General features: G+C 69.7%; 21 protein-coding genes and 1 pseudogene. 5 read left to right on the forward strand and 17 right to left on the reverse strand.

The features are described from left to right. The 4 genes and pseudogenes from ACWDSL_RS35125 to ACWDSL_RS35140 all read right to left on the reverse strand — a co-directional run. Positions 1-301 (reverse strand): annotated as a pseudogene (locus tag ACWDSL_RS35125) (ATP-binding protein); the annotation flags it as partial. Between the two features lie 151 nt (positions 302-452). Continuing rightward, entirely contained in the window at positions 453-776 is a 324-nt protein-coding gene (locus ACWDSL_RS35130) for an STAS domain-containing protein (protein ID WP_089513060.1), read from the reverse strand. A 210-nt stretch (positions 777-986) separates the two neighbouring features. After that, on the reverse strand, positions 987-1,835 hold the full coding sequence (locus tag ACWDSL_RS35135) for a 3-hydroxyacyl-CoA dehydrogenase family protein (RefSeq protein ID WP_450492002.1): 849 nt from the start codon (positions 1,833-1,835) through the stop codon (positions 987-989). A 90-nt stretch (positions 1,836-1,925) separates the two neighbouring features. Beyond that, positions 1,926-2,567 (reverse strand): TetR/AcrR family transcriptional regulator, encoded by a 642-nt coding sequence (locus ACWDSL_RS35140; protein WP_450492003.1) that lies wholly within the window; start codon positions 2,565-2,567, stop codon positions 1,926-1,928. Between the two features lie 79 nt (positions 2,568-2,646). On the opposite strand from ACWDSL_RS35140, the gene ACWDSL_RS35145 reads away from it, so the two are divergent. Genes ACWDSL_RS35145 through ACWDSL_RS35155 form a run of 3 tightly spaced genes read left to right on the forward strand, consistent with a single transcriptional unit; the run spans position 2,647 to position 4,823 of the window. Beyond that, on the forward strand, positions 2,647-3,435 hold the full coding sequence (locus ACWDSL_RS35145; protein ID WP_450492004.1) for an ABC transporter ATP-binding protein: 789 nt from the start codon (positions 2,647-2,649) through the stop codon (positions 3,433-3,435). A 21-nt stretch (positions 3,436-3,456) separates the two neighbouring features. After that, on the forward strand, positions 3,457-4,212 hold the full coding sequence (locus ACWDSL_RS35150) for an ABC transporter permease (protein ID WP_450492005.1): 756 nt from the start codon (positions 3,457-3,459) through the stop codon (positions 4,210-4,212). Between the two features lie 38 nt (positions 4,213-4,250). After that, the gene (locus ACWDSL_RS35155; RefSeq protein WP_450492006.1) at positions 4,251-4,823 is read left to right on the forward strand and encodes a cob(I)yrinic acid a,c-diamide adenosyltransferase; all 573 of its coding nucleotides are present in this window, start codon (positions 4,251-4,253) and stop codon (positions 4,821-4,823) included. On the opposite strand, the gene ACWDSL_RS35160 is transcribed toward ACWDSL_RS35155, so the two are convergent. Further along, positions 4,824-5,414, reverse strand: coding sequence for a hypothetical protein (locus ACWDSL_RS35160; RefSeq protein WP_450492007.1), 591 nt, complete (start codon positions 5,412-5,414; stop codon positions 4,824-4,826). It lies immediately after the preceding gene. Between the two features lie 167 nt (positions 5,415-5,581). Here ACWDSL_RS35160 and ACWDSL_RS35165 point away from each other — a divergent pair, with 167 nt between their 5' ends. Further along, positions 5,582-6,850 carry a sensor histidine kinase gene (locus ACWDSL_RS35165; RefSeq protein ID WP_450492008.1) on the forward strand — a complete coding sequence of 423 codons (1,269 nt, stop codon included), beginning with the start codon at positions 5,582-5,584 and terminating at the stop codon, positions 6,848-6,850. Next, positions 6,847-7,539: a response regulator gene (locus ACWDSL_RS35170; protein WP_450492009.1), complete on the forward strand. Its 693-nt coding sequence runs from the start codon at positions 6,847-6,849 to the stop codon at positions 7,537-7,539. The genes ACWDSL_RS35165 and ACWDSL_RS35170 overlap by 4 nt, the downstream gene beginning before the upstream one ends. Positions 7,540-7,613: 74 nt before the next feature. Here ACWDSL_RS35170 and ACWDSL_RS35175 read toward each other — a convergent pair whose 3' ends face one another. The 12 genes from ACWDSL_RS35175 to ACWDSL_RS35230 all read right to left on the reverse strand — a co-directional run bounded on the left by ACWDSL_RS35175 (position 7,614) and on the right by ACWDSL_RS35230 (position 19,110). After that, on the reverse strand, positions 7,614-8,069 hold the full coding sequence (locus ACWDSL_RS35175) for a DUF2550 domain-containing protein (RefSeq protein WP_089513080.1): 456 nt from the start codon (positions 8,067-8,069) through the stop codon (positions 7,614-7,616). Positions 8,070-8,189: 120 nt separating this feature from the next. Further along, complete coding sequence (locus ACWDSL_RS35180) at positions 8,190-8,567, reverse strand: F0F1 ATP synthase subunit epsilon (RefSeq protein WP_089513067.1); 378 nt, start codon at positions 8,565-8,567, stop codon at positions 8,190-8,192. Between the two features lie 126 nt (positions 8,568-8,693). Further along, positions 8,694-10,148, reverse strand: a complete 1,455-nt coding sequence (atpD, locus tag ACWDSL_RS35185) for a F0F1 ATP synthase subunit beta (protein ID WP_450492010.1) — start codon at positions 10,146-10,148, stop codon at positions 8,694-8,696. A gap of 5 nt (positions 10,149-10,153) precedes the next feature. After that, positions 10,154-11,068 (reverse strand): F0F1 ATP synthase subunit gamma, encoded by a 915-nt coding sequence (locus ACWDSL_RS35190; RefSeq protein WP_089513069.1) that lies wholly within the window; start codon positions 11,066-11,068, stop codon positions 10,154-10,156. A 2-nt stretch (positions 11,069-11,070) separates the two neighbouring features. Further along, entirely contained in the window at positions 11,071-12,642 is a 1,572-nt protein-coding gene (atpA, locus tag ACWDSL_RS35195; protein ID WP_450492011.1) for a F0F1 ATP synthase subunit alpha, read from the reverse strand. Between the two features lie 104 nt (positions 12,643-12,746). Further along, positions 12,747-13,562 carry a F0F1 ATP synthase subunit delta gene (locus ACWDSL_RS35200; protein ID WP_450492012.1) on the reverse strand — a complete coding sequence of 272 codons (816 nt, stop codon included), beginning with the start codon at positions 13,560-13,562 and terminating at the stop codon, positions 12,747-12,749. Then, entirely contained in the window at positions 13,559-14,128 is a 570-nt protein-coding gene (locus ACWDSL_RS35205) for a F0F1 ATP synthase subunit B (RefSeq protein ID WP_450492013.1), read from the reverse strand. Before ACWDSL_RS35205 ends, ACWDSL_RS35200 begins: the two co-directional genes overlap by 4 nt. A 40-nt stretch (positions 14,129-14,168) precedes the next feature. After that, positions 14,169-14,417 carry an ATP synthase subunit c family protein gene (locus ACWDSL_RS35210; RefSeq protein ID WP_014176377.1) on the reverse strand — a complete coding sequence of 83 codons (249 nt, stop codon included), beginning with the start codon at positions 14,415-14,417 and terminating at the stop codon, positions 14,169-14,171. Positions 14,418-14,493: 76 nt separating this feature from the next. After that, positions 14,494-15,303 carry a F0F1 ATP synthase subunit A gene (atpB, locus tag ACWDSL_RS35215; protein ID WP_450492014.1) on the reverse strand — a complete coding sequence of 270 codons (810 nt, stop codon included), beginning with the start codon at positions 15,301-15,303 and terminating at the stop codon, positions 14,494-14,496. Between the two features lie 264 nt (positions 15,304-15,567). Next, positions 15,568-16,023, reverse strand: a complete 456-nt coding sequence (locus ACWDSL_RS35220) for a hypothetical protein (RefSeq protein WP_450492021.1) — start codon at positions 16,021-16,023, stop codon at positions 15,568-15,570. Positions 16,024-16,266: 243 nt separating this feature from the next. Further along, positions 16,267-17,637 (reverse strand): MraY family glycosyltransferase, encoded by a 1,371-nt coding sequence (locus ACWDSL_RS35225; protein ID WP_450492015.1) that lies wholly within the window; start codon positions 17,635-17,637, stop codon positions 16,267-16,269. Positions 17,638-17,778: 141 nt separating this feature from the next. Beyond that, a complete protein-coding gene (locus tag ACWDSL_RS35230) occupies positions 17,779-19,110 on the reverse strand; it encodes a serine hydroxymethyltransferase (protein WP_450492016.1) in 1,332 nt (443 codons plus the stop codon). Positions 19,111-19,135 lie beyond the last annotated feature (25 nt).

Below are 19,135 nucleotides of genomic sequence, written 5' to 3' on the forward strand. Positions count from 1 at the left end.
CGTCCTCGCGCTCCAGCATCGGCACCTCGAAGGCCACCGCCCCCGCGGGCAGCGGCGGGGCGGCGGCCCGGCGCAGCTCGGCGCGGTCGTCGGGCCCGCGGCGCTCGGGGTGGGCGGGCCGCCGGCCGGGCGGGCAGGGCTCTATCTCGCTGCCGTCGACCGGGTTGATCGTCAGCAGGTGGTCGCCGGAGACCAACTGGACCGTGCGCACGGGCGCGGGCACGGGGCTTCCGCTCTCCGCCGGGTGCGGGGTCGGGGTGTCACGGCCGTGCTCTTCGGGTCCGCGGTTCGTCGGATCCATGGTCAAAGCCCCCCAGATGCGTGGCGTACTGTCCAAGCTTCCCGCCCGTCCGCACGCCTACCGAACCCTAGATCTCCACACAGTATCCACCGATGTGGAGCCCGCTCGCGCCGCCCCGAACACCCGCCGCCCCGGACACCCGCGCCGACACTCACACCCGCGGCAGCGACTCCGCTTCGAGCCCGCCCTCGATGGCCAGGATCCGGTGCAGCCGGGTGGCCACCAGCAGCCGCTGCATCTGGGGCGGCACCCCGCGCAGCACCAGCCGCCGGCCCGCCCGGCCGGCCTTCCGGTGCGCCCCCATGATCACGCCGAGCCCGGTGGCGTCCCAGGAGTCGAGCTCGGTCAGGTCGAGTACGAGGTCCCCGCCGCCGGATTCCAGGGCGGTGTGCAAGGCCGTACGGGCGTCCGCCGCGCTCCGGACGTCGAGTCGGCCCCCGACGGCGAGCTCGGCGTGGTCGCCCCTGATGTGCATATGCGCTCCCCTATGCGGTGCTCCCCCGGCTGTCGCCGGGATGGCCCCCTGTCTCCCATGAGTCAATCTGGTCTATCGAATTGACTGTGTCTCATGCGGTGAAGTTGCCGCTTGTAAGCGAACCGATACCGAATTCACCCGCAAGGGTGCACCTGCCCCTGATTGCGTTTGAGATGCACAACAGGCGCAGGACTCGCAGGCGGGAACCCGTCAGTAGCGGTAGAACCCGCCGCCGCTCTTCCGTCCGATGTCACCGGCGTCGACCATGCGGCGCATGACCTCCGGCGGCGCGAACTTCTCGTCCTGGGACTCGGTGTAGATGTTCTCCGTGGCGTGCAGCAGGATGTCCACACCGGTCAGGTCGGCCGTCGCGAGGGGTCCCATCGCATGGCCGAAGCCCAGCTTGCACGCGGTGTCGATGTCCTCGGCCGTGGCCACCCCGGACTCGTACAGCTTGGCCGCCTCGACGACGAGCGCGGAGATCAGACGGGTGGTGACGAACCCCGCGACGTCGCGGTTGACGACGATACAGGTCTTGCCGACGCTCTCGGCGAACTCCCGTGCGGCGGCGAGGGTTTCGTCGCTGGTCTTGTATCCGCGCACCAGCTCGCACAGCTGCATCATCGGCACGGGCGAGAAGAAGTGGGTGCCCACGACCCGCTCGGGGCGCTCGGTGGCCGCCGCGATCTTGGTGATGGGGATGGCCGAGGTGTTGGAGGCGAGAATCGTCTCGTCCTTGACCAGGCCGTCGAGGGTGCGGAAGATCTCCCGCTTGACCTCGATCCGCTCGAAGACGGCCTCCACGACGACATCCGCGTCGGCGGCGGCGTCCAGCTCGGTCGTGGTGGTGATGCGCGCCAGGGCCTGTTCGGCGGCCTCGGCGTCCAGCTTGCCCTTGGCGACGAACTTGTCGTACGAGGCGCGGATCCCGTCCGTGCCGCGGCGCAGCGCCTCATCGGTCACATCACGGAGCACGACGTCCCAGCCCGCCTGGGCGGAGACCTGCGCGATGCCGGATCCCATGAGTCCGGCCCCGATGACCGCGAGCTTCCTGGCCACGTTCACGTCCTTTCGTACGTTGCGTAACTGACGCCAATGGCCGGACCTTAACGCCCGTTCACGTCTCCTGGCAGCCCCTAGTAAGGCGCGTCACGGTGTGTTCTTCGCCGCATAGTTGAGCACGCGATCACTGAGCAGCGACTCCATGACGTCGATCTGGCGCAGCACCTCCGCGGAGGTCTGCTCCGGGGCGCCGCCCGCGGCGTGGCAGCGCGCGATGCTGCGGTGCACGGCGTTCTGCGCGCCAATGACCTGGTGGGCGATGAACTCGGGTGTCGGGTCGTCCGGGGCGGCCCCCGTCTCCTCGCGCAGGGTGGCGGCCAGCCGGTCGACGGTCCGGCCCTGCATCCGCAGCACCCGGGCCATCAGCGTCGGCGACTCCTGGACGACCCGCATGAAGCGCGCATAGCCCGGGTCCATCCCGGCGTACGGGTTCCGCTCCGCGACGTCCTGGCGCAGCCGGGCCAGCACTGCCCGGACCGCCGAGGTGCCCTCCGCGCGCTCCCGTACGAGCAGCGAAGGGCGCTCGACGACCTCTTCCTCGCGGTCGAAGAGGAGGTCTTCCTTGGCGGGGAAGTAGTTGTAGACGGTGTTGACCGAGACGTCCGCGACCTCGGCGACCGCTGCGATGGTGACCGCGTCGAAGCCGTGCTCCAGAAAGAGCGCGGTGGCCATGTCCGAGATGTGCTGCCTGGTCTGCCGCTTCTTCCGCTCCCTGAGCCCTTCCGCCATGCCCCCATCCTAGCTTCGATGGGGTCCATGCATTTTTGGGGTCGTTGCAAAATTTAAGTGTCCCTGCTTTTCTATCCGCATGCCTGTCATCAGCACGGCCGGGCTCGCCCGGACCTTCCAGACCAAGCACGGCCCCGTCGAGGCCGTCCGCGGTATAGACCTCACCGTCCGACCGGGCGAGATCCTGGGCTTCCTCGGCCCCAACGGCGCGGGCAAGACCACGACCCTGCGCATGCTCACCACGCTCCTCCCGCCCACCGGCGGGGCCGCGACCGTCGCCGGCTGCGACCTCGTCCGCGACCCGGCGGGGGTGCGCCGGAAGATCGGGTACGTCGCCCAGTCCGGCGGCGTCGACCCGTCCGTCTCCGTCCGCGAAGAACTCGTCACCCAGGGACGGCTGTACCGGCTCGGCAAGGCGGAGGCCGCCGCCCGCGCCGAGGAACTGGCCGCCGAACTCGGCCTCACCAAGCTGCTCGACCGCACATGCGGCGCCCTGTCCGGCGGCCAGCGGCGCCGCCTCGACATCGCCATGGGGCTCACCCACCGCCCGGCGGTCCTCTTCCTCGACGAGCCGTCCACCGGGCTCGACCCGGGCAGCCGCGCCGACCTGTGGGACCTGATCCGCCGACTGCGCGGGGACCACGCCATGACGATCTTCCTGACCACCCACTACCTCGACGAGGCCGAAGCGCTCGCCGACCGGCTCGTCATCGTCGACAAGGGAACGGTGGTCGCCGAGGGCACCGCCGCCGCCCTCAAGGCCGAGTACGGCGGGTCGCCCGACGCCACCCTCCAGGACGCCTTCATCGCCATCACCGGGCGCGGCGCCGCACAGCCCGACACCGACACCGCCCCGCTCGCCGTCTAGCACCCCCAGGAGCCTTACGCCGTGTCCAACCTGCTCTCCGACACCGGCCTGATCTTCGGCCGCTATCTGCGCCAGGCCCTGAACTCCAAGGTCGGCGTGGTCTTCGGGCTGCTGCAGCCCATGTTCTACCTCGTCTTCTTCGGCCCGCTGCTGCACGACGTCCCGCTCGGCGGCGAGGGCGACTCATGGCAGACGCTGGTCCCCGGACTGCTCATCCAACTCGGCCTGTTCAGCGCCGCGTTCGCGGGCTTCGGCATCCTCGTCGAGAAGCAGTTCGGGGTGATCGAGCGGATGCGGGTCACCCCGGTCAGCCGGCTCGCCCTGCTGCTGGGCCGGGCGCTCAAGGACGTGGTCCTGCTGCTGGTCCAGTCGCTCGTCCTGGTGATCGCCGGCGTCGCCCTGGGGCTGCGCGCTCCGGTGCTCGGGGTGGTCGTGGGCTTCGTCTTCGTCGGCCTGCTCACCATCTCGCTGGCCTCGCTGTCGTACGCCTTGGCCATGCGGGTCGACAGCCCACAGGGCTTCGCCCCGGTCATCAGCACCGTCAACATGCCCGCGATGCTGCTCTCCGGCGTCCTGCTGCCGATGGCCCTGGCGCCGGGCTGGCTGGACGTCGTCTCGCGCTGCGTCCCGTTCCGCTACCTGGTGGACGCGGTGCGCGCCGCGTATGTCGGGGACTACGCCTGGGACACCGTCGGCCTCGGCGCGCTGGTCGGACTCGCCCTGTGCGCGGTGTCCATGACGGTCGGCACCCGGGTGTTCCGCAAGGCTGGGGCGTAGCGCCTGTTCTCCGTCCCCCCGCGCGTAGGCTCGGGTCCATGGTCAGACTCACCCGCATCTATACGCGCACCGGGGACAAGGGCACCACGGCCCTCGGCGATATGAGCCGCACCGCCAAGACCGACCCGCGGATCGCCGCGTACGCCGACGCGAACGAGGCGAACGCCGCGATCGGGGTGGCCATCGCGCTGGGGGCGCTGCCCCCGGAGGTCGTCGACGTACTGGTCCGCGTCCAGAACGACCTGTTCGACGTGGGCGCGGACCTGTCCACCCCGGTGGTCGAGAACCCCGCACATCCGCCGCTGCGCGTCGAGCAGAGCTATATCGACCAGTTGGAGGCGGACTGCGACCTCTTCCTCGAAGGTCTGGAGAAGCTGCGCAGCTTCATCCTCCCCGGCGGCACGCCAGGTGCGGCCCTGCTGCACCAGGCGTGCACCGTCGTACGCCGGGCCGAGCGCTCCACCTGGGCGGCGTTCGACGAGTACGCGGAGTCCATGAATCCGCTCACCGCCACCTATCTCAACCGCCTCTCCGACCTGCTGTTCATCCTGGCCAGGACGGCCAACAAGGAGGTCGGGGACGTGCTGTGGGTGCCCGGCGAGAACCGCTGATCAGGACTTGGTGAGGGACCGGGGCCGGCCCCGGTCCCCATCCCCCTCGTCTGCTCGCTTCTTCTCCTTCGGGGGCCAGACGGTGTAGCCGACGGCGACCAGCAGATGGATGCCCGCGACGCGCGCCATCTGCAGCTGCCACGCCACCATCGGTTCGCTGCGGTCCCCGTCGCCGATCAGCCAGACGCACAGCTGCAGCACGGCCACCGCGATCACCGCGGCGATCAGCGTCATCCGCCACAGCCGCCACTCGTGCCGCACCCGCGCCGCGCCGTACTTGGGCGGCTTGACCGGAGGCGGCCCGCCCGCGAACCGGTGGGCGAAGCGCCCGTCCGCCCAATTGATCATGTAGTGCCCGTACGCGATGGAGAAGCCGAGGTAGACCGCGGCCAGCCCATGCGCGGTCGACGGCTCGGCGCCCCGGCGCAGGTCGATCACGGTCGCGGCCAGCAGCACCACGTCCAGCAGCGGCACACAGGCCAGCAGCGCCGCCCCGGCCCGTGGCTTCCGCAGCACGTACCGCACACACAGGCCGCCGAGCAGCACCACCCAGAAGCCGACCTCGCTGGCAACGATCAGTCCCACGATCACGGCCCGTTCTCCCTTCTCCTGCCTGTCCCCCTACCGTCCCGCGCGATCCTGGCCGCCGCGTCGTCGGCGGCGACGAGACCGGACTGCATCCTTCGATGTACGCCGCGCGCCCCCGGACTCGTCCGGAAGCGGAGGCAGGTCAGGCGACCGCGTGTTGTGATGGACCCATGCCGCCCAGACTGCCGCCGCCGCACCGCGTCGACGTCGCCATCGCGGTGGGCGGACTCCTCGGCGGACTGCTGCTGATGGGGCTCGGGCTGCGCGGCGGGGTGTATCTGGGCGAGCTGTCGCCCGTCACGCTGCCCCAGTGGTCGACGGTCACCGCGCTGGTCGCCATGGCACTCGCCGAACTGCTGCGCCGCGCGGCCCCGGGCACCGCCCTGGCGCTCGGCACCGCCGCGCTCGCCGTGGACCTGTGCGGCGGCTCGCTCATCGCGACCGTCCTGATGTACACGGACCTGGTGTACGCGGCGGTGCTCTACGGACCGGCCTCCCTGGCCCGGCGGCTGCCGCCCGCGTGCGTGGCGACCACCGTGGTCGCCACGGTCGTACCGCTGGCGCTGCTGCGCACCCCCGAGTCGCTGTTCATCGGCCTGGTCACCGCCCTGCTCACCTTCGCCCCGGCCGGCACCGGGGCGATCGTACGCAACCACCAGGAGGCCGCCGAGGCCGCCCGTCTTGAGGCCGAGCGGACGGCCCTGCTCGCCGAGTTGGACCGGCGGGAGGCCGTGGTGGCCGAGCGCGGCCGGATGGCCCGTGAGCTGCACGACCGGGTCGCCGGGCATCTGTCGGCCATCGCCATCCACTCCACCGCCGCGCTGTCCCTGGGCGACACCGCCGCGACCGATCAGGCGCTCACCGTCATCCGGGAGAACAGCGTGCTGGGCCTGGCCGAAATGCGCCGCCTCATCGAGCTGTTGCGCGACGCCGACGGGGAGCCTGAGCCCACCGCGGCGCCCACCCTCGACGCGCTCGACGCACTGGTCGAGCGCGCCCGCTCGGACGCCACCTCCGTCAGCGGGCTCAAGTTCACGCTGTGCGACGACCGCCCGCCGGGCGGCGCCGCGCTTCCCACCCCGGTCGAGCTGGCCGCGTACCGCATCGTCCAGGAGTCCCTGACCAACACCCTCAAGCACGCGGCGCCCGGCGAGGTGACCGTACGCCTCGCCCAGCACGCCGACGAACCCCCGAAGGGCGGCGAGCTGGCGGGCGGCGTCCTGGAGGTCGGCGTCACCAGCCCGTACGACACCCGCCCCGGCGACACCCACCCCGGCCCCCGCGCGCCCGGCTCAGGTATGGGCCTCATCGGGATGCGCGAACGCGTGTCCCTGCTCGGCGGCACCCTGGAAGCGGGCCCGCACACCGGGCCGTCCGGCGCGGTGTGGCGGGTGCGAGCGGTGCTGCCACTCGACGGCAAAGGAGCCATGACACGGTGAAGGACCAGTACGACGGGGTGGACAAGGCGGGGCCGACGAGGATCCGGGTGGTGGTCGCCGAGGATCAGCTGGCCGTACGGGCCGGGCTGGTGCTCATCCTGCGGTCCGCGCCGGACATGGAGGTGGTCGCGGAGGCGGCCGACGGCGAGCATGCCGTACGCCTGGCCCGCGAGCTGCGCCCCGACCTGGTGCTGATGGACATTCAGATGCCGCGTCTGGACGGAGTTTCGGCCACTCGGGAGATCGTCGCCGAACAGCTGGCCGATGTGCTGATCCTGACCACCTTCGACCTCGACGAGTATGTCTTCGGCGCCCTGCGCGCCGGGGCCGCGGGCTTTCTCCTCAAGGACAGCGACGCGGCCGGTCTGCTGGAGGCCGTACGGACGGTGGCCCGCGGCGAGGGCATGATCGCCCCGGCCGTGACCCGCCGTCTGATCGCCGAGTTCGCCCGCCCGCAGTCCGCGCCGGTGGCCCCGACCGCCGACCCGGCGGCGCTCGCCTCCCTCACCCCGCGCGAACGCGAGGTGCTGGGCGCGCTGGGCCAGGGCCTGTCCAACGCCGAGATCGCCGACCACCTCACCATGGCGGAGGCCACCGTGAAGACCCACGTCAGCAGGGTGCTGGGCAAGCTGGGGCTGCGCAGCCGGGTGCAGGCGGCGGTGCTGGCCCAGGAGCAGATCCGGGCATAACAACGGGCATAACAAAACGCGCCCAGCCTCCCGGGCGCGCTCTTCAGCAACCTTTTACGTCGCGGTACGCGATGTCACGCCACGTTGACCCGCTGCCCCGGCGGGGCGGCCTCCAGCCAGGCGAGAAAGCCGGTCAGCGCGTCCTCGCTCATCGCCAGCTCCAGCCGGGTGCCGCTGTGCAGACACGCCAGCACCACGGCGTCGGAGAGCAGCGCCAGTTCCTCCTCGCCCTTGGGCGTACGCCGCTCCAGCACCTCGATCGAGGCGCGCTCCAGCACCCGACGCGGTCTGGGCGCATAGGAGAAGACCCGGAACCACTCGATCCGGTCACCGTTGTAGCGGGCGACCCCGTACACCCAGCCCTTGCCGCTGGGCTCCGGTTCGGTCTCGCCCTCGGGCGCGTTCCACCGCAGTGAGCAGTCAAAGGTTCCGCCGGACCGCTGGATCAGCCGCCGCCGCAGACCGAAGACGAAGAGTCCCACGACCACCAGCGCTACGACCACGCCGCACACAAGCAGAGCGAGGGCCATCTTCACCGACCTCCTCGCGTCATCCGGAAAAACCGCACCTGCATCGCCTCAGCCGCGGACCGGCGCAGGAAATTTCCCACGCGGCCCGCGGCTGAGGGTTTCGACCGTTCGTGACAGGCTTCAGTGCACTCCCGCCACAGCGCGCAGCCGGACGTCGGCGCGCCGCTCGGCGGCGGCGTCCGCCTCCGACTTGGCACGCTCCAGCGCCCGCTCCGCCCGCTTGACATCGATCTCGTCGGACAGCTCCGCGATCTCGGCGAGCAGCGAGAGCTTGTCGTCCGAGAACGAGATGAAGCCGCCGTGGACCGCGGCGATGACCGTTCCGCCCTCGCTTGTGCGGATGGTCACCGGGCCGGACTCCAGCACACCGAGCAGCGGCTGGTGGCCGGGCATGACGCCGATGTCACCGGATGTGGTGCGCGCGATGACCAAGGAGGCCTTGCCGGACCAGACACTACGGTCCGCCGCGACCAGCTCGACATGCAGCTCAGCAGCCAACGTGGCTCCTCGGGTCTCCACCTGCCGGGTGCGACAGGGCTTTCGTCAAAGGATAACGGGCGTACGGAGAGGGGTGGGACGCGGCCCACCCCTCTCCGGTGACCTCGGGGTCAAGAAAGACCGGGCTCAGGAGACGCCCAGCTCCTTGGCGTTCTTCTTCAGGTCCTCCAGACCACCGCACATGAAGAAGGCCTGCTCCGGGAAGTGGTCGTACTCGCCGTCGGCGATCGCGTTGAACGCGGCGATCGACTCGTCCAGCGGCACGTCCGAACCGTCGACACCGGTGAACTGCTTCGCCGCGTGGGTGTTCTGCGACAGGAAGCGCTCGATACGGCGGGCGCGGAAGACGGTGAGCTTGTCTTCCTCGCCGAGCTCGTCGATGCCGAGGATGTTGATGATGTCCTGCAGGTCCTTGTACTTCTGCAGGATCGAGATGACCCGCGAAGCACAGTCGTAGTGGTCCTGCGAGATGTAACGCGGGTCCAGGATCCGGGAGGTGGAGTCCAGGGGGTCCACCGCCGGGTAGATGCCCTTCTCCGAGATCGGACGGGAGAGCACCGTCGTCGCGTCGAGGTGCGCGAAGGTGGTCGCCGGGGCCGGGTCGGTCAGGTCGTCCGCGGGGACGTAGATCGCCTGCATGGAGGTGATCGAGTGACCGCGGGTCGAGGTGATGCGCTCCTGGAGGATGCCCATCTCGTCGGCCAGGTTCGGCTGGTAGCCCACCGCGGAGGGCATCCGGCCGAGCAGGGTCGAGACCTCGGAACCGGCCTGAGTGAAGCGGAAGATGTTGTCGATGAAGAACAGCACGTCCTGCTTCTGCACATCGCGGAAGTACTCCGCCATGGTCAGACCGGCCAGGGCGACCCGCAGACGGGTGCCCGGGGGCTCGTCCATCTGGCCGAAGACCAGCGCGGTCTTGTCGAGAACGCCGGCCTCCTCCATCTCCACCATGAGGTCGTTGCCCTCACGGGTGCGCTCGCCGACACCGGCGAACACGGAGACGCCCTCGTGCAGCTTGGCCACACGGACGATCATTTCCTGGATGAGGACGGTCTTGCCGACGCCCGCGCCGCCGAACAGGCCGATCTTGCCGCCCTTGACGTACGGGGTCAGCAGGTCGACGACCTTCAGACCGGTCTCGAACATCTCGGTCTTGGACTCGAGCTGGTCGAAGGCCGGGGCCTTGCGGTGGATCGGCCAGCGCTCGGTGACCTCGGACTCGGCCTCGGGCTCATTGAGGATCTTGCCCAGGGTGTTGAACACCCGGCCCTTGGTCATGTCGCCGACCGGGACGGTGATGCCGTCGCCGGTGTTGGTCACCGGGGCCTGGCGGACCAGGCCGTCGGTGGGCTCCATGGAGATGGCGCGTACCAGGCCCTCGCCGAGGTGCTGGGCGACCTCGAGGGTGAGCGTCTTGGTCTTGCCCTCCGCGGAGGGGTCGGCGACCTCGACGTTCAGGGCGTTGTAGATCTCCGGCATCGCGTCGACGGGGAACTCCACGTCGACGACCGGGCCGATGACCCGCGCAACGCGGCCAGTGGCCACGCCGGCAGGAGCGGTCGGCTCAACAGTGGTGGTCATAGTTGTCAGTCACTCCCCGCAGAAGCGTCGGCCAGGGCGCTCGCGCCACCGACGATTTCGCTGATTTCCTGGGTGATTTCGGCCTGGCGGGCCGCGTTGGCAAGCCGCGTGAGCGACTTGATGAGCTCTTCGGCGTTGTCGGTCGCCGACTTCATCGCCCGGCGGGTGGCCGCGTGCTTGGACGCCGCGGCCTGCAGCAGAGCGTTGTAGATACGGGACTCGACGTACCGCGGCAGCAGCGCGTCGAGCACCTCCTCCGACGACGGCTCGAACTCGTACAGCGGCGCGATGACACCCTTCGCCGCCGTCTCCTCGGCCGTCTTCTCCATGCTCAGCGGCAGCAGCCGGTGGTCGACCGGCGTCTGCGTCAGCATCGAGACGAACTCGGTGTAGACGATGTGCAGCTCGTCCACGCCACCCTCGGCGGTGTTCTGCTGCACGGCCTCGATCAGCGGGCCCGCGATGTTCTTGGCGTCCGCGTAGGTCGGGTTGTCGGTGAACCCGGTCCACGACTGGGTGACCTTGAGCTCGCGGAAGCCGTAGTAGGCGACACCCTTGCGGCCGACGATGTAGGTGTCGACCTCCTTGCCCTGCTCGGTGAGGGTACGGGTGGCCTGCTCGGCCGCCTTGATCACGTTCGAGGAGTAGCCGCCGGCCAGACCGCGGTCGCTGGTGATGAGCAGCAGCGCGGCCCGGGTCGGGCGCTCGGCCTCGGTGGTGAGCGGGTGCTGGGTGGTGGAGCCGGTGGCCACCGCGCCCACCGCCCGGGTGAGCTCACTGGCGTACGGAGTCGACGCGGCCACCCGGCGCTGCGCCTTGACGACGCGCGAGGCGGCGATCATCTCCATCGCCTTGGTGATCTTCTTGGTCGCAGAGATGGATTTGATCCGCCTCTTGTAGACCCGGAGTTGGGCACCCATGCTCAGCCCTCGCCCAGCAGCTTGCCGTCCGAGGTCTCGAACTGGCGCTTGAAGCTGTCCACGGCCTCGCCCAGGGCGCCGATGGTGTCGTCGGACATCTTGCCGCCCTCGACGATGCTGGTCATCAGGCCCTTGTGCTCACGGTGCAGATAGTCCAGCAGCTCGCGCTCGAAGCGGCGGATGTCCTCGACCGGCACGTCGTCCATCTTGCCGGTGGTGCCGGACCAGATGGAGACGACCTGGTCCTCGGTGGCGTACGGGGCGTACTGCGACTGCTTGAGCAGCTCGACCATGCGCGAACCGCGCTCCAGCGAAGCCTTGGAGGCCGCGTCCAGGTCCGAGCCGAAGGCGGCGAATGCCTCGAGCTCACGGAACTGGGCGAGGTCCACCCGGAGCCGGCCGGAGACCTGCCGGATGGCCCGGTGCTGGGCGGAGCCACCGACGCGGGAGACCGAGATACCGACGTTCAGAGCCGGGCGCTGGCCGGCGTTGAACAGGTCGGACTCCAGGAAGCACTGGCCGTCGGTGATGGAGATGACGTTGGTCGGGATGAACGCCGAGACGTCGTTGGCCTTGGTCTCGACGATCGGCAGACCGGTCATCGAACCGGCACCCATGTCGTCGGAGAGCTTGGCGCAGCGCTCCAGCAGCCGGGAGTGCAGGTAGAAGACGTCACCGGGGTACGCCTCGCGGCCCGGCGGGCGGCGCAGCAGCAGCGAGACGGCGCGGTAGGCGTCGGCCTGCTTGGACAGGTCGTCGAAGACGATCAGGACGTGCTTGCCCTGGTACATCCAGTGCTGGCCGATGGCCGAGCCGGTGTAGGGGGCCAGGTACTTGAAGCCCGCCGGGTCGGACGCCGGGGCGGCGACGATCGTCGTGTACTCCAGGGCGCCGGCCTCCTCCAGCGCGCCGCGCACGCCGGCGATGGTGGAGCCCTTCTGGCCGATGGCGACGTAGATGCAGCGGACCTGCTTCTTCGGGTCGCCCGAGCGCCAGTTGTCGCGCTGGTTGATGATCGTGTCGACGGCCAGCGCGGTCTTGCCGGTCTGCCGGTCGCCGATGATCAGCTGACGCTGGCCACGGCCGATCGGGGTCATCGCGTCGACGGCCTTGTAGCCGGTCTCCATCGGCTCGTGCACCGACTTGCGCTGCATGACCGTGGGGGCCTGCAGCTCAAGGGCGCGGCGGCCATCGGTCTCGATCTCGCCGAGGCCGTCGATCGGGTTGCCCAGCGGGTCGACGACGCGGCCGAGGTAGCCCTCGCCGACGGCTACCGAGAGCACCTCGCCGGTGCGCTGCACCTGCTGGCCCTCTTCGATGCCGCTGAACTCACCGAGGACGACCGCGCCGATCTCGCGCTCTTCCAGGTTGAGTGCGAGACCGAGGGTGCCGTCCTCGAACTTCAGCAGCTCGTTCGCCATGGCCGAGGGAAGACCTTCGACCTTCGCGATGCCGTCGCCGGCAACGGTGACCGTACCGACCTCCTCGCGCGAGGCCGCGTCCGGCTTGTACGCCTGGACAAAGTTCTCCAGCGCGTCCCGGATCTCCTCCGGCCGGATCGTGAGCTCCGCCATCTGGGTTCCCTGCTCTCCTTGTTGGGCCCGAAGTATCTGACCACGGCCCAACTCGGGCCGCTTACATGCTTGTTGAGTTGGCTTTTGAGTTGGTTCGGCCTGCGTCAGCCGGCCATCCGCCGGGCCGCCTCGCCCAGGCGGTCGGCGATGGTGCCGTCGATGATCTCGTCGCCGACGCGCACCTCGATCCCGCCGAGGACCTCGGGGTCCACGTCCAGGTTGAGGTGCACCTTGTGGCCGTACAGCTTCGCCAGAGCCGCACCGAGACGCTGCTTGTGCTGGTCGCTGAGCGGCACAGCCGAGGTCACCACCGCGACCAGGCGGTCGCGGCGGGCCGCGGCGAGCCGCGAGAGGCCGTCGAGCCCCGCTTCCAGGCTACGTCCCCGCGGCTGGGTCACAAGACGCGCGACCAGCCGCTCGGTGGCCGGATTGACCCGGCCGCCCAGCAGCTCGCGCACCAGTGTGACCTTCGCCGAGGTGGTGGCGACCCGGTCGGTCAGCGCCGACCGCAGCTCGGTGGACGAGGAGATGATCCGGCCGAACCGGAACAGCTCGTCCTCCACGTCGTCGAGAACGCCGGCCCGCTGGGCCGCCACGAGGTCGGCGGCGGACGCCAGCTCCTCGATGGAGTCCACCAGGTCGCGCGAGCGCGACCAGCGGGACCGGACCATGCCGGAGACCAGGTCGACGGTCTCGCCGCCGACCTGGCCGGACAGCAGGCGCGCGGCCAGCTCGGCCTTGGCCTCGCCGGGCTGCGCCGGGTCGGTGAGGACCCGGCGCAGCGAGACCTCGCGGTCGAGCAGCGCGGTGACGGCGGCCAGCTCGTCCGCGAGCTTCGCGGCGTCGACGGAGGTGCTGTCCGTCAGCGCGTCGAAGCGCTCGCGCGCTGCGGCCAGTGCCTCGCGGCTCGCTCCGTTCATCGGCCGGCCTCGGCCTTCGTCTCGGCCGCGGCGTCAGCCTTCGTCTCGAGCTCATCGAGGAACCGGTCGATCACGCGGCTCTGCCGGGCGGTGTCCTCCAGGGACTCGCCGACGAGCTTGCCGGCCAGGTCGGTGGCGAGCTTGCCCACGTCCTGGCGCAGCGTCTGCGCCGCCTGCTTGCGGTCGGCCTCGATCTGGGCGTGGCCCGCGGCGATGATCTCCTCACGCTGCCGCTGACCCTCCGCACGCATCTCGGCGATGAGCGCGGCGCCCTGCTCCTGCGCCTCCTGGCGCAGCCGCGCGGCCTCGTGACGAGCGTCGGCGAGCTGAGCGCGGTAGTCCTCGAGGACCTGCTGGGCCTCGGCCTTACGGGCCTCGGCCTCCTCCATGCCGCCCTCGATCGCCGCACGGCGCTCGTCCAGAACCCGGTTGATGTTCGGGAGGAGCTTCTTGGCGAAGAAGAAGAAGACGATGGCGAAGGCGATGAGGCCGATGACGAGCTCTGGGATCGGCGGGATGAGCGGGTTCTCCGGCTCGTCAGCCGCCAGGAATGTCAAGGCGTTCACATCATTGCCTTTCGTCCGTTGGACCGGTTGTTCGCCGCGGTCACTTGGTCGGGTAGACGAACGGCATGACCAGACCGATCAGGGCGAGCGCCTCACAGAGAACGAAGCCGAGGATCTGGTTGGCGCGGATCAGACCGGCCGCCTCGGGCTGACGGGCCAGCGCCTGGGTGCCGTTACCGAAGATGATGCCGACGCCGACGCCGGGGCCGATGGCCGCGAGGCCGTAGCCGATCGAGCCGAGGTTGCCCTTGAGCTCGACAGCGGCGAGGGTCGTCTGGAGAGCGGACATGCCGATTCTTCCTTCTCTTTCACGGACCGGTGGGGGTTGGCCACCGGACGCCTTTTAGGGCGGGGCTGGCTGGTTCTCAGTGGTGCTCGGCGAGAGCGCCCTGGATGTAGGCGCAGGCCAGCAGGACGAACACATAGGCCTGGAGGGCCTGGATGAACAGCTCGAAGACGGTCAGCAGGATGACCATCACAAACGAGATGCTCGCGTAGGCGATGCCGATGCCGTTCAGCAGATACCAGCTGGCGATCGTGAAGATCAGCAGCAGCACGTGGCCCGCGAACATGTTCGCGAAGAGCCGGACGGCGTGGGTGAACGGCCGGATGACGAGGTTGGAGAGCAGCTCCAGAGCCATGACCAGCGGCAGCACCGGGCCCAGCGACTTGTCGTAGCCGCTGATGTTCTTCCAGCCGCCGACGAAGCCGTGCTTCCTGAAGGTGAGGCTCACCCACAGGATGTAGACGATCGCGGCGAGGCCGGCCGGGAAGGCGATGATCGACGTCACCGGGAACTGGGCGAGCGGGACGACCGACCAGAGGTTCATGATCCACACGAAGAAGAACAGCGAGACCATGAGGGGGACGTACTTGTCGCCCTCCTTCTTGCCCAGGGCCTCGTAGACGACGCCGCGGCGCACGAAGTCGTAGCCCGCCTCGCCGACCATCTGCAGCTTGCCGGGCACGACCTTGGCCCGGCCGAAGGCGACCCAGAAGACGACCACCACGACCACGCTGCCCAGCAGCGCCAGCAGCATCGGCTTGTTGATCTCGAAGCCGCCGATGGTGGCGATCGGCTCGAACGTGAACGAGTGAAGCCCTGGGGCCGGGAAGCCGCACCCGTCGAAGATGTGGCAATCGGTCTCGAAGGCGAGCGTCTGGTCAGGACTCACCGCGAGCTCCTTCAGCGTGGCGCATGGGTACGGCAACCTCGTTGTGTCGGCGCGGCGCATGGCCGCGGAACGGCACTGGACTGGTCTTGCGAATGTGGGGGCGGCTTGTCGGCACAAGTCCGGTGTGGTCAGTGGGCAACAGCTGCATGGGCCGCCGATTCCGTCCCGTGGAATCCGGGGGTTCAGCCACCTGCGCCCGCTGTGCCTCAGATGGCACCGGACGATAGCAGGTGAGCGGACGTGCCCTTATACCGGCCCTACAGATCACGATGGGGACCCGGCGGGAGAAACCTTCTTCTCCCCCGCCGGGGTCCGTTCGTCTTCGGACTCCGGTTGCACATAGAAGATCTTGGCCTTCATATGCGCACGGGTCTGCGCGGTGATCCACATCAGCGTCGCGGCGAGCAGCGAGAAGGCGAAGGCCCTGGTGTTGAAGAGGGTGGTGTCCTTGAAGATGCCGAGGAACACCGCCATCAGCAGGAACTGCACGGCGTAGAGCGCGAGACCCATCATCTGGAAGATCTGCGGAAGCTTGTTGGCGGTCCGCATCAACACGATCAGGTCGACCGTCATCAGCGCGATCACCAGAATCGCCCCGACCGCGGCCCCCAACGCGCCCTTGCCACCGGCGAGTACGGCGCCGACGGCAATGGCGGCGGCGCCGACGACTGCGGTGGGCACGGCACACTGCAGGAGCGTTCGGGCGTCGTTGGACTGCATGAAGGGTTCTCCGGCAAGAGTCGGAAGCAGCGGTTCGTCGTTGACGAGCGTATCCCCGGGGATTAAAGGAACCTCACGACGAAGGACAGTCGCGCTACGGCCCTTCGGCTCTGGCACCGGGTTTTCGTGAACGGTATCACAAACTATTTGATGAGGTCTTTACCTGCCGGATGTGCTGCACATCACACGGGAGGGTTAAGGAGCATATCTCACATTGACGGAGATGGCCGCCGAATAAGCCCACTACCGAGAGCTACGAACCTTCCTGTCCCAGCTACCGCCGGGAGGTGTCCCCTGCTGGGTGAACCGGGAGCGGTCGCCGATCGCGGTGGCCCCATTGACCCCGGCCGGGACCCGGCCCACCGGCTCGGCCGCCGCATCACACCCCGGCGCTCCGGCCGACGCCTCCGATGCGGCCTCCCGCGCGGCCGCGGCGATCCGGTTCCGACGGCGGCGGTACCGAGGCGGAACGAAGCCCTCCGCCCAGTGCGGCACCCGCGGGGTGAACCGCGGCAGGAGCAGCAGGAGCAGGCCCACCGCGCTCAGCCCCACGATCGAGAGCACGAACCACATGCTGACCGAGTTCACCGAGTACGCCACGGCGCCGAACGCGATCAGCGCCGACCAGAAGTACATGATCAGCACCGCGCGGCTGTGCGAGTGGCCGATCTCCAGCAGCCGGTGGTGCAGATGGCCGCGGTCCGCGGCGAACGGCGACTGGCCCCGCCAGGTACGGCGGACGATGGCCAGCACCAGATCGGCGAACGGCACCGCGATCACGGTCAGCGGCAGCAGCAGCGGAATGTAGACCGGGACGGTGGCGTGCACCGCGGCGGTCTCGGAGCCGGCGAACAGCTTCATCGCGTCCGGGTCCACCTGACCGGTGATCGAGATCGCGCCGGCCGCCAGCACCAGGCCGATGAGCATCGAGCCGGAGTCGCCCATGAAGATCCGGGCCGGGTGGATGTTGTGCGGCAGAAAGCCCAGGCACATCCCCATCAGAATGGCGGCGAACAGGGTCGCGGGGGCGGCCGCCTCCAGGCCGTAGCCGTACCAGATACGGTACGCGTACATGAAGAACGCCGCGGCCGCGATGCACACCATGCCCGAGGCCAGGCCGTCGAGGCCGTCCACGAAGTTCACCGCGTTGATGGTGATCACCACGAGTGCGACCGTGAGCAGCGTGCCCTGCCAGGGGGTCAGCGAGACCGGGCCCACCCCGGGCACCGGCAGCCACAGGATGGTGAGGCCCTGGAGCACCATCACGCCCGCGGCGATCATCTGGCCGCCCAGCTTGATCAGCGCGTCCACGCCCCACTTGTCGTCCAGCACGCCCAGCAACCAGATCAGCCCGGCCCCGGACAGCAGCGCACGCGGCTCGTTGGACAGCTCGAAAACGCCCTTGAGGTTTGTGAGATGGGCGGCGACCAGCAACCCCGCGCACAGCCCGCCGAACATCGCGATACCGCCGAGCCGCGGTGTGGGCTCGCGGTGCACATCGCGCGCGCGGATCTCCGGCATCGCGCCCACCACGATGGCGAACTTCCGAACCGGCCCGGTCAGCAGATAGGTGACCGCGGCCGTGATGCACAGAGTCAGCAGATATTCACGCACAGACTGCCCCACAGATGTCGCTGGCCATCTCAGCAACACACACTAGCCCCCTCCGACCAGTGAGACGGGCCATGGACGAGGACGTTGTCCGTCCTTGAGTCGGTTCCGCCCAGTCCGGCTCCGCAATCCCGGTCGGAGCCATCAGTCGGAGTAAGGCGCGAACGCCGTCGCCAACTCCCTGACCTCGGCCCGCAGTTCGCGCAGCCGCTGCGAGGTCTCCTTCTCCCGCAGCGCCACCATGAGCAGCTGGGCGATGCGCGCCATCTCGTCCGTCCCCATCCCCTGTGTGGTCACCGCCGCGGTGCCCAGCCGGATGCCCTTGACGCAGCCGCCCGGCTCGGTCGCGGACGCCACGGCGCAGCTGTCCAGCACGATGCCCGCCGCGGCGCAGCGGGCCCGGGCGGCGGGGCCGTCCAGGCCCAGCGGGGCGGGGTCGGCGGTGATCAGATGGGTGTCGGTACCGCCGGTGATCACCGGGAGGCCCTCGGCGGCCAGGGCGTCGACCAGCGCATGGGCGTTGGCGACGACCCGGTGGGCGTACGCGGTGAACGCGGGCTGCGCGGCCTCGGCGAACGCGACGGCCTTGGCGGCGACGGTGTGCATCTGCGCGCCGCCCTGCGAAAACGGGAAGACCGCGCGGTCGACCCGCTCGGCGAGGCCCGCGCCGCACAGCACCATCCCGCCGCGCGGCCCGCGCAGCACCTTGTGCGTGGTCGCGCACACCACATCGGCGTACGGCACCGGATTGGGCGCCGCCTTCCCGGCCACCAGGCCGATGGGGTGGGCGGCGTCCGCGATCAGATACGCGCCGACCTCGTCGGCGATCTCCCGGAACGCCGCGTAGTCCAGGTGGCGGGGGTAGGAGATGGAGCCGCAAACGATCGCCTTGGGGCGGTGGGCCCGCGCCAGGTCGCGGAGCTGGTCGTAGTCGATCAGCCCGGTGTGCGGGTCGACGCCGTAGCCGATGAAGTCGAACCAGCGGCCGGAGAAGTTGGCCGGGGAGCCATGGGTGAGATGTCCGCCGTGCGCCAGCGCCATCGCCATCACCGTGTCACCGGGCCGCAGCAGCGCGGCGTACGCGGCGAGCACCGCGGAGGAGCCCGAGTGTGGCTGCACATTGGCGTGCTCCGCGCCGAACAGGGCCTTCGCCCGGTCCATGGCGATCCGCTCGGCGACGTCGACCAGCTCGCAGCCGCCGTGGAAGCGGGCGCCCGGGTAGCCCTCGGCGTACTTGTTGGCCAGCGGAGAGGCCAGGGTGGTGAGCACGGCCCGGGAGGTGAAGTTCTCCGCGGCGATCAGCTGCAGCCCGCCCCTGACGCGGTCCAGCTCGCCCAGGACGATCCCGGCGATATCGGGGTCCTGCCGGCGCAGCGCGTCGAAGTCGGGTTCCCAGGCGGCAGCCGTACGGACCACACCGGCCTGACCGGTCTGCCCGGCCGGGTTGCCGCGCGGGGGCGCGGGGGTAGCGGCCATCGCCAGCTCACGACCTCAGGTAGTG

The organism is Streptomyces sp. NPDC000941 (assembly GCF_053599555.1).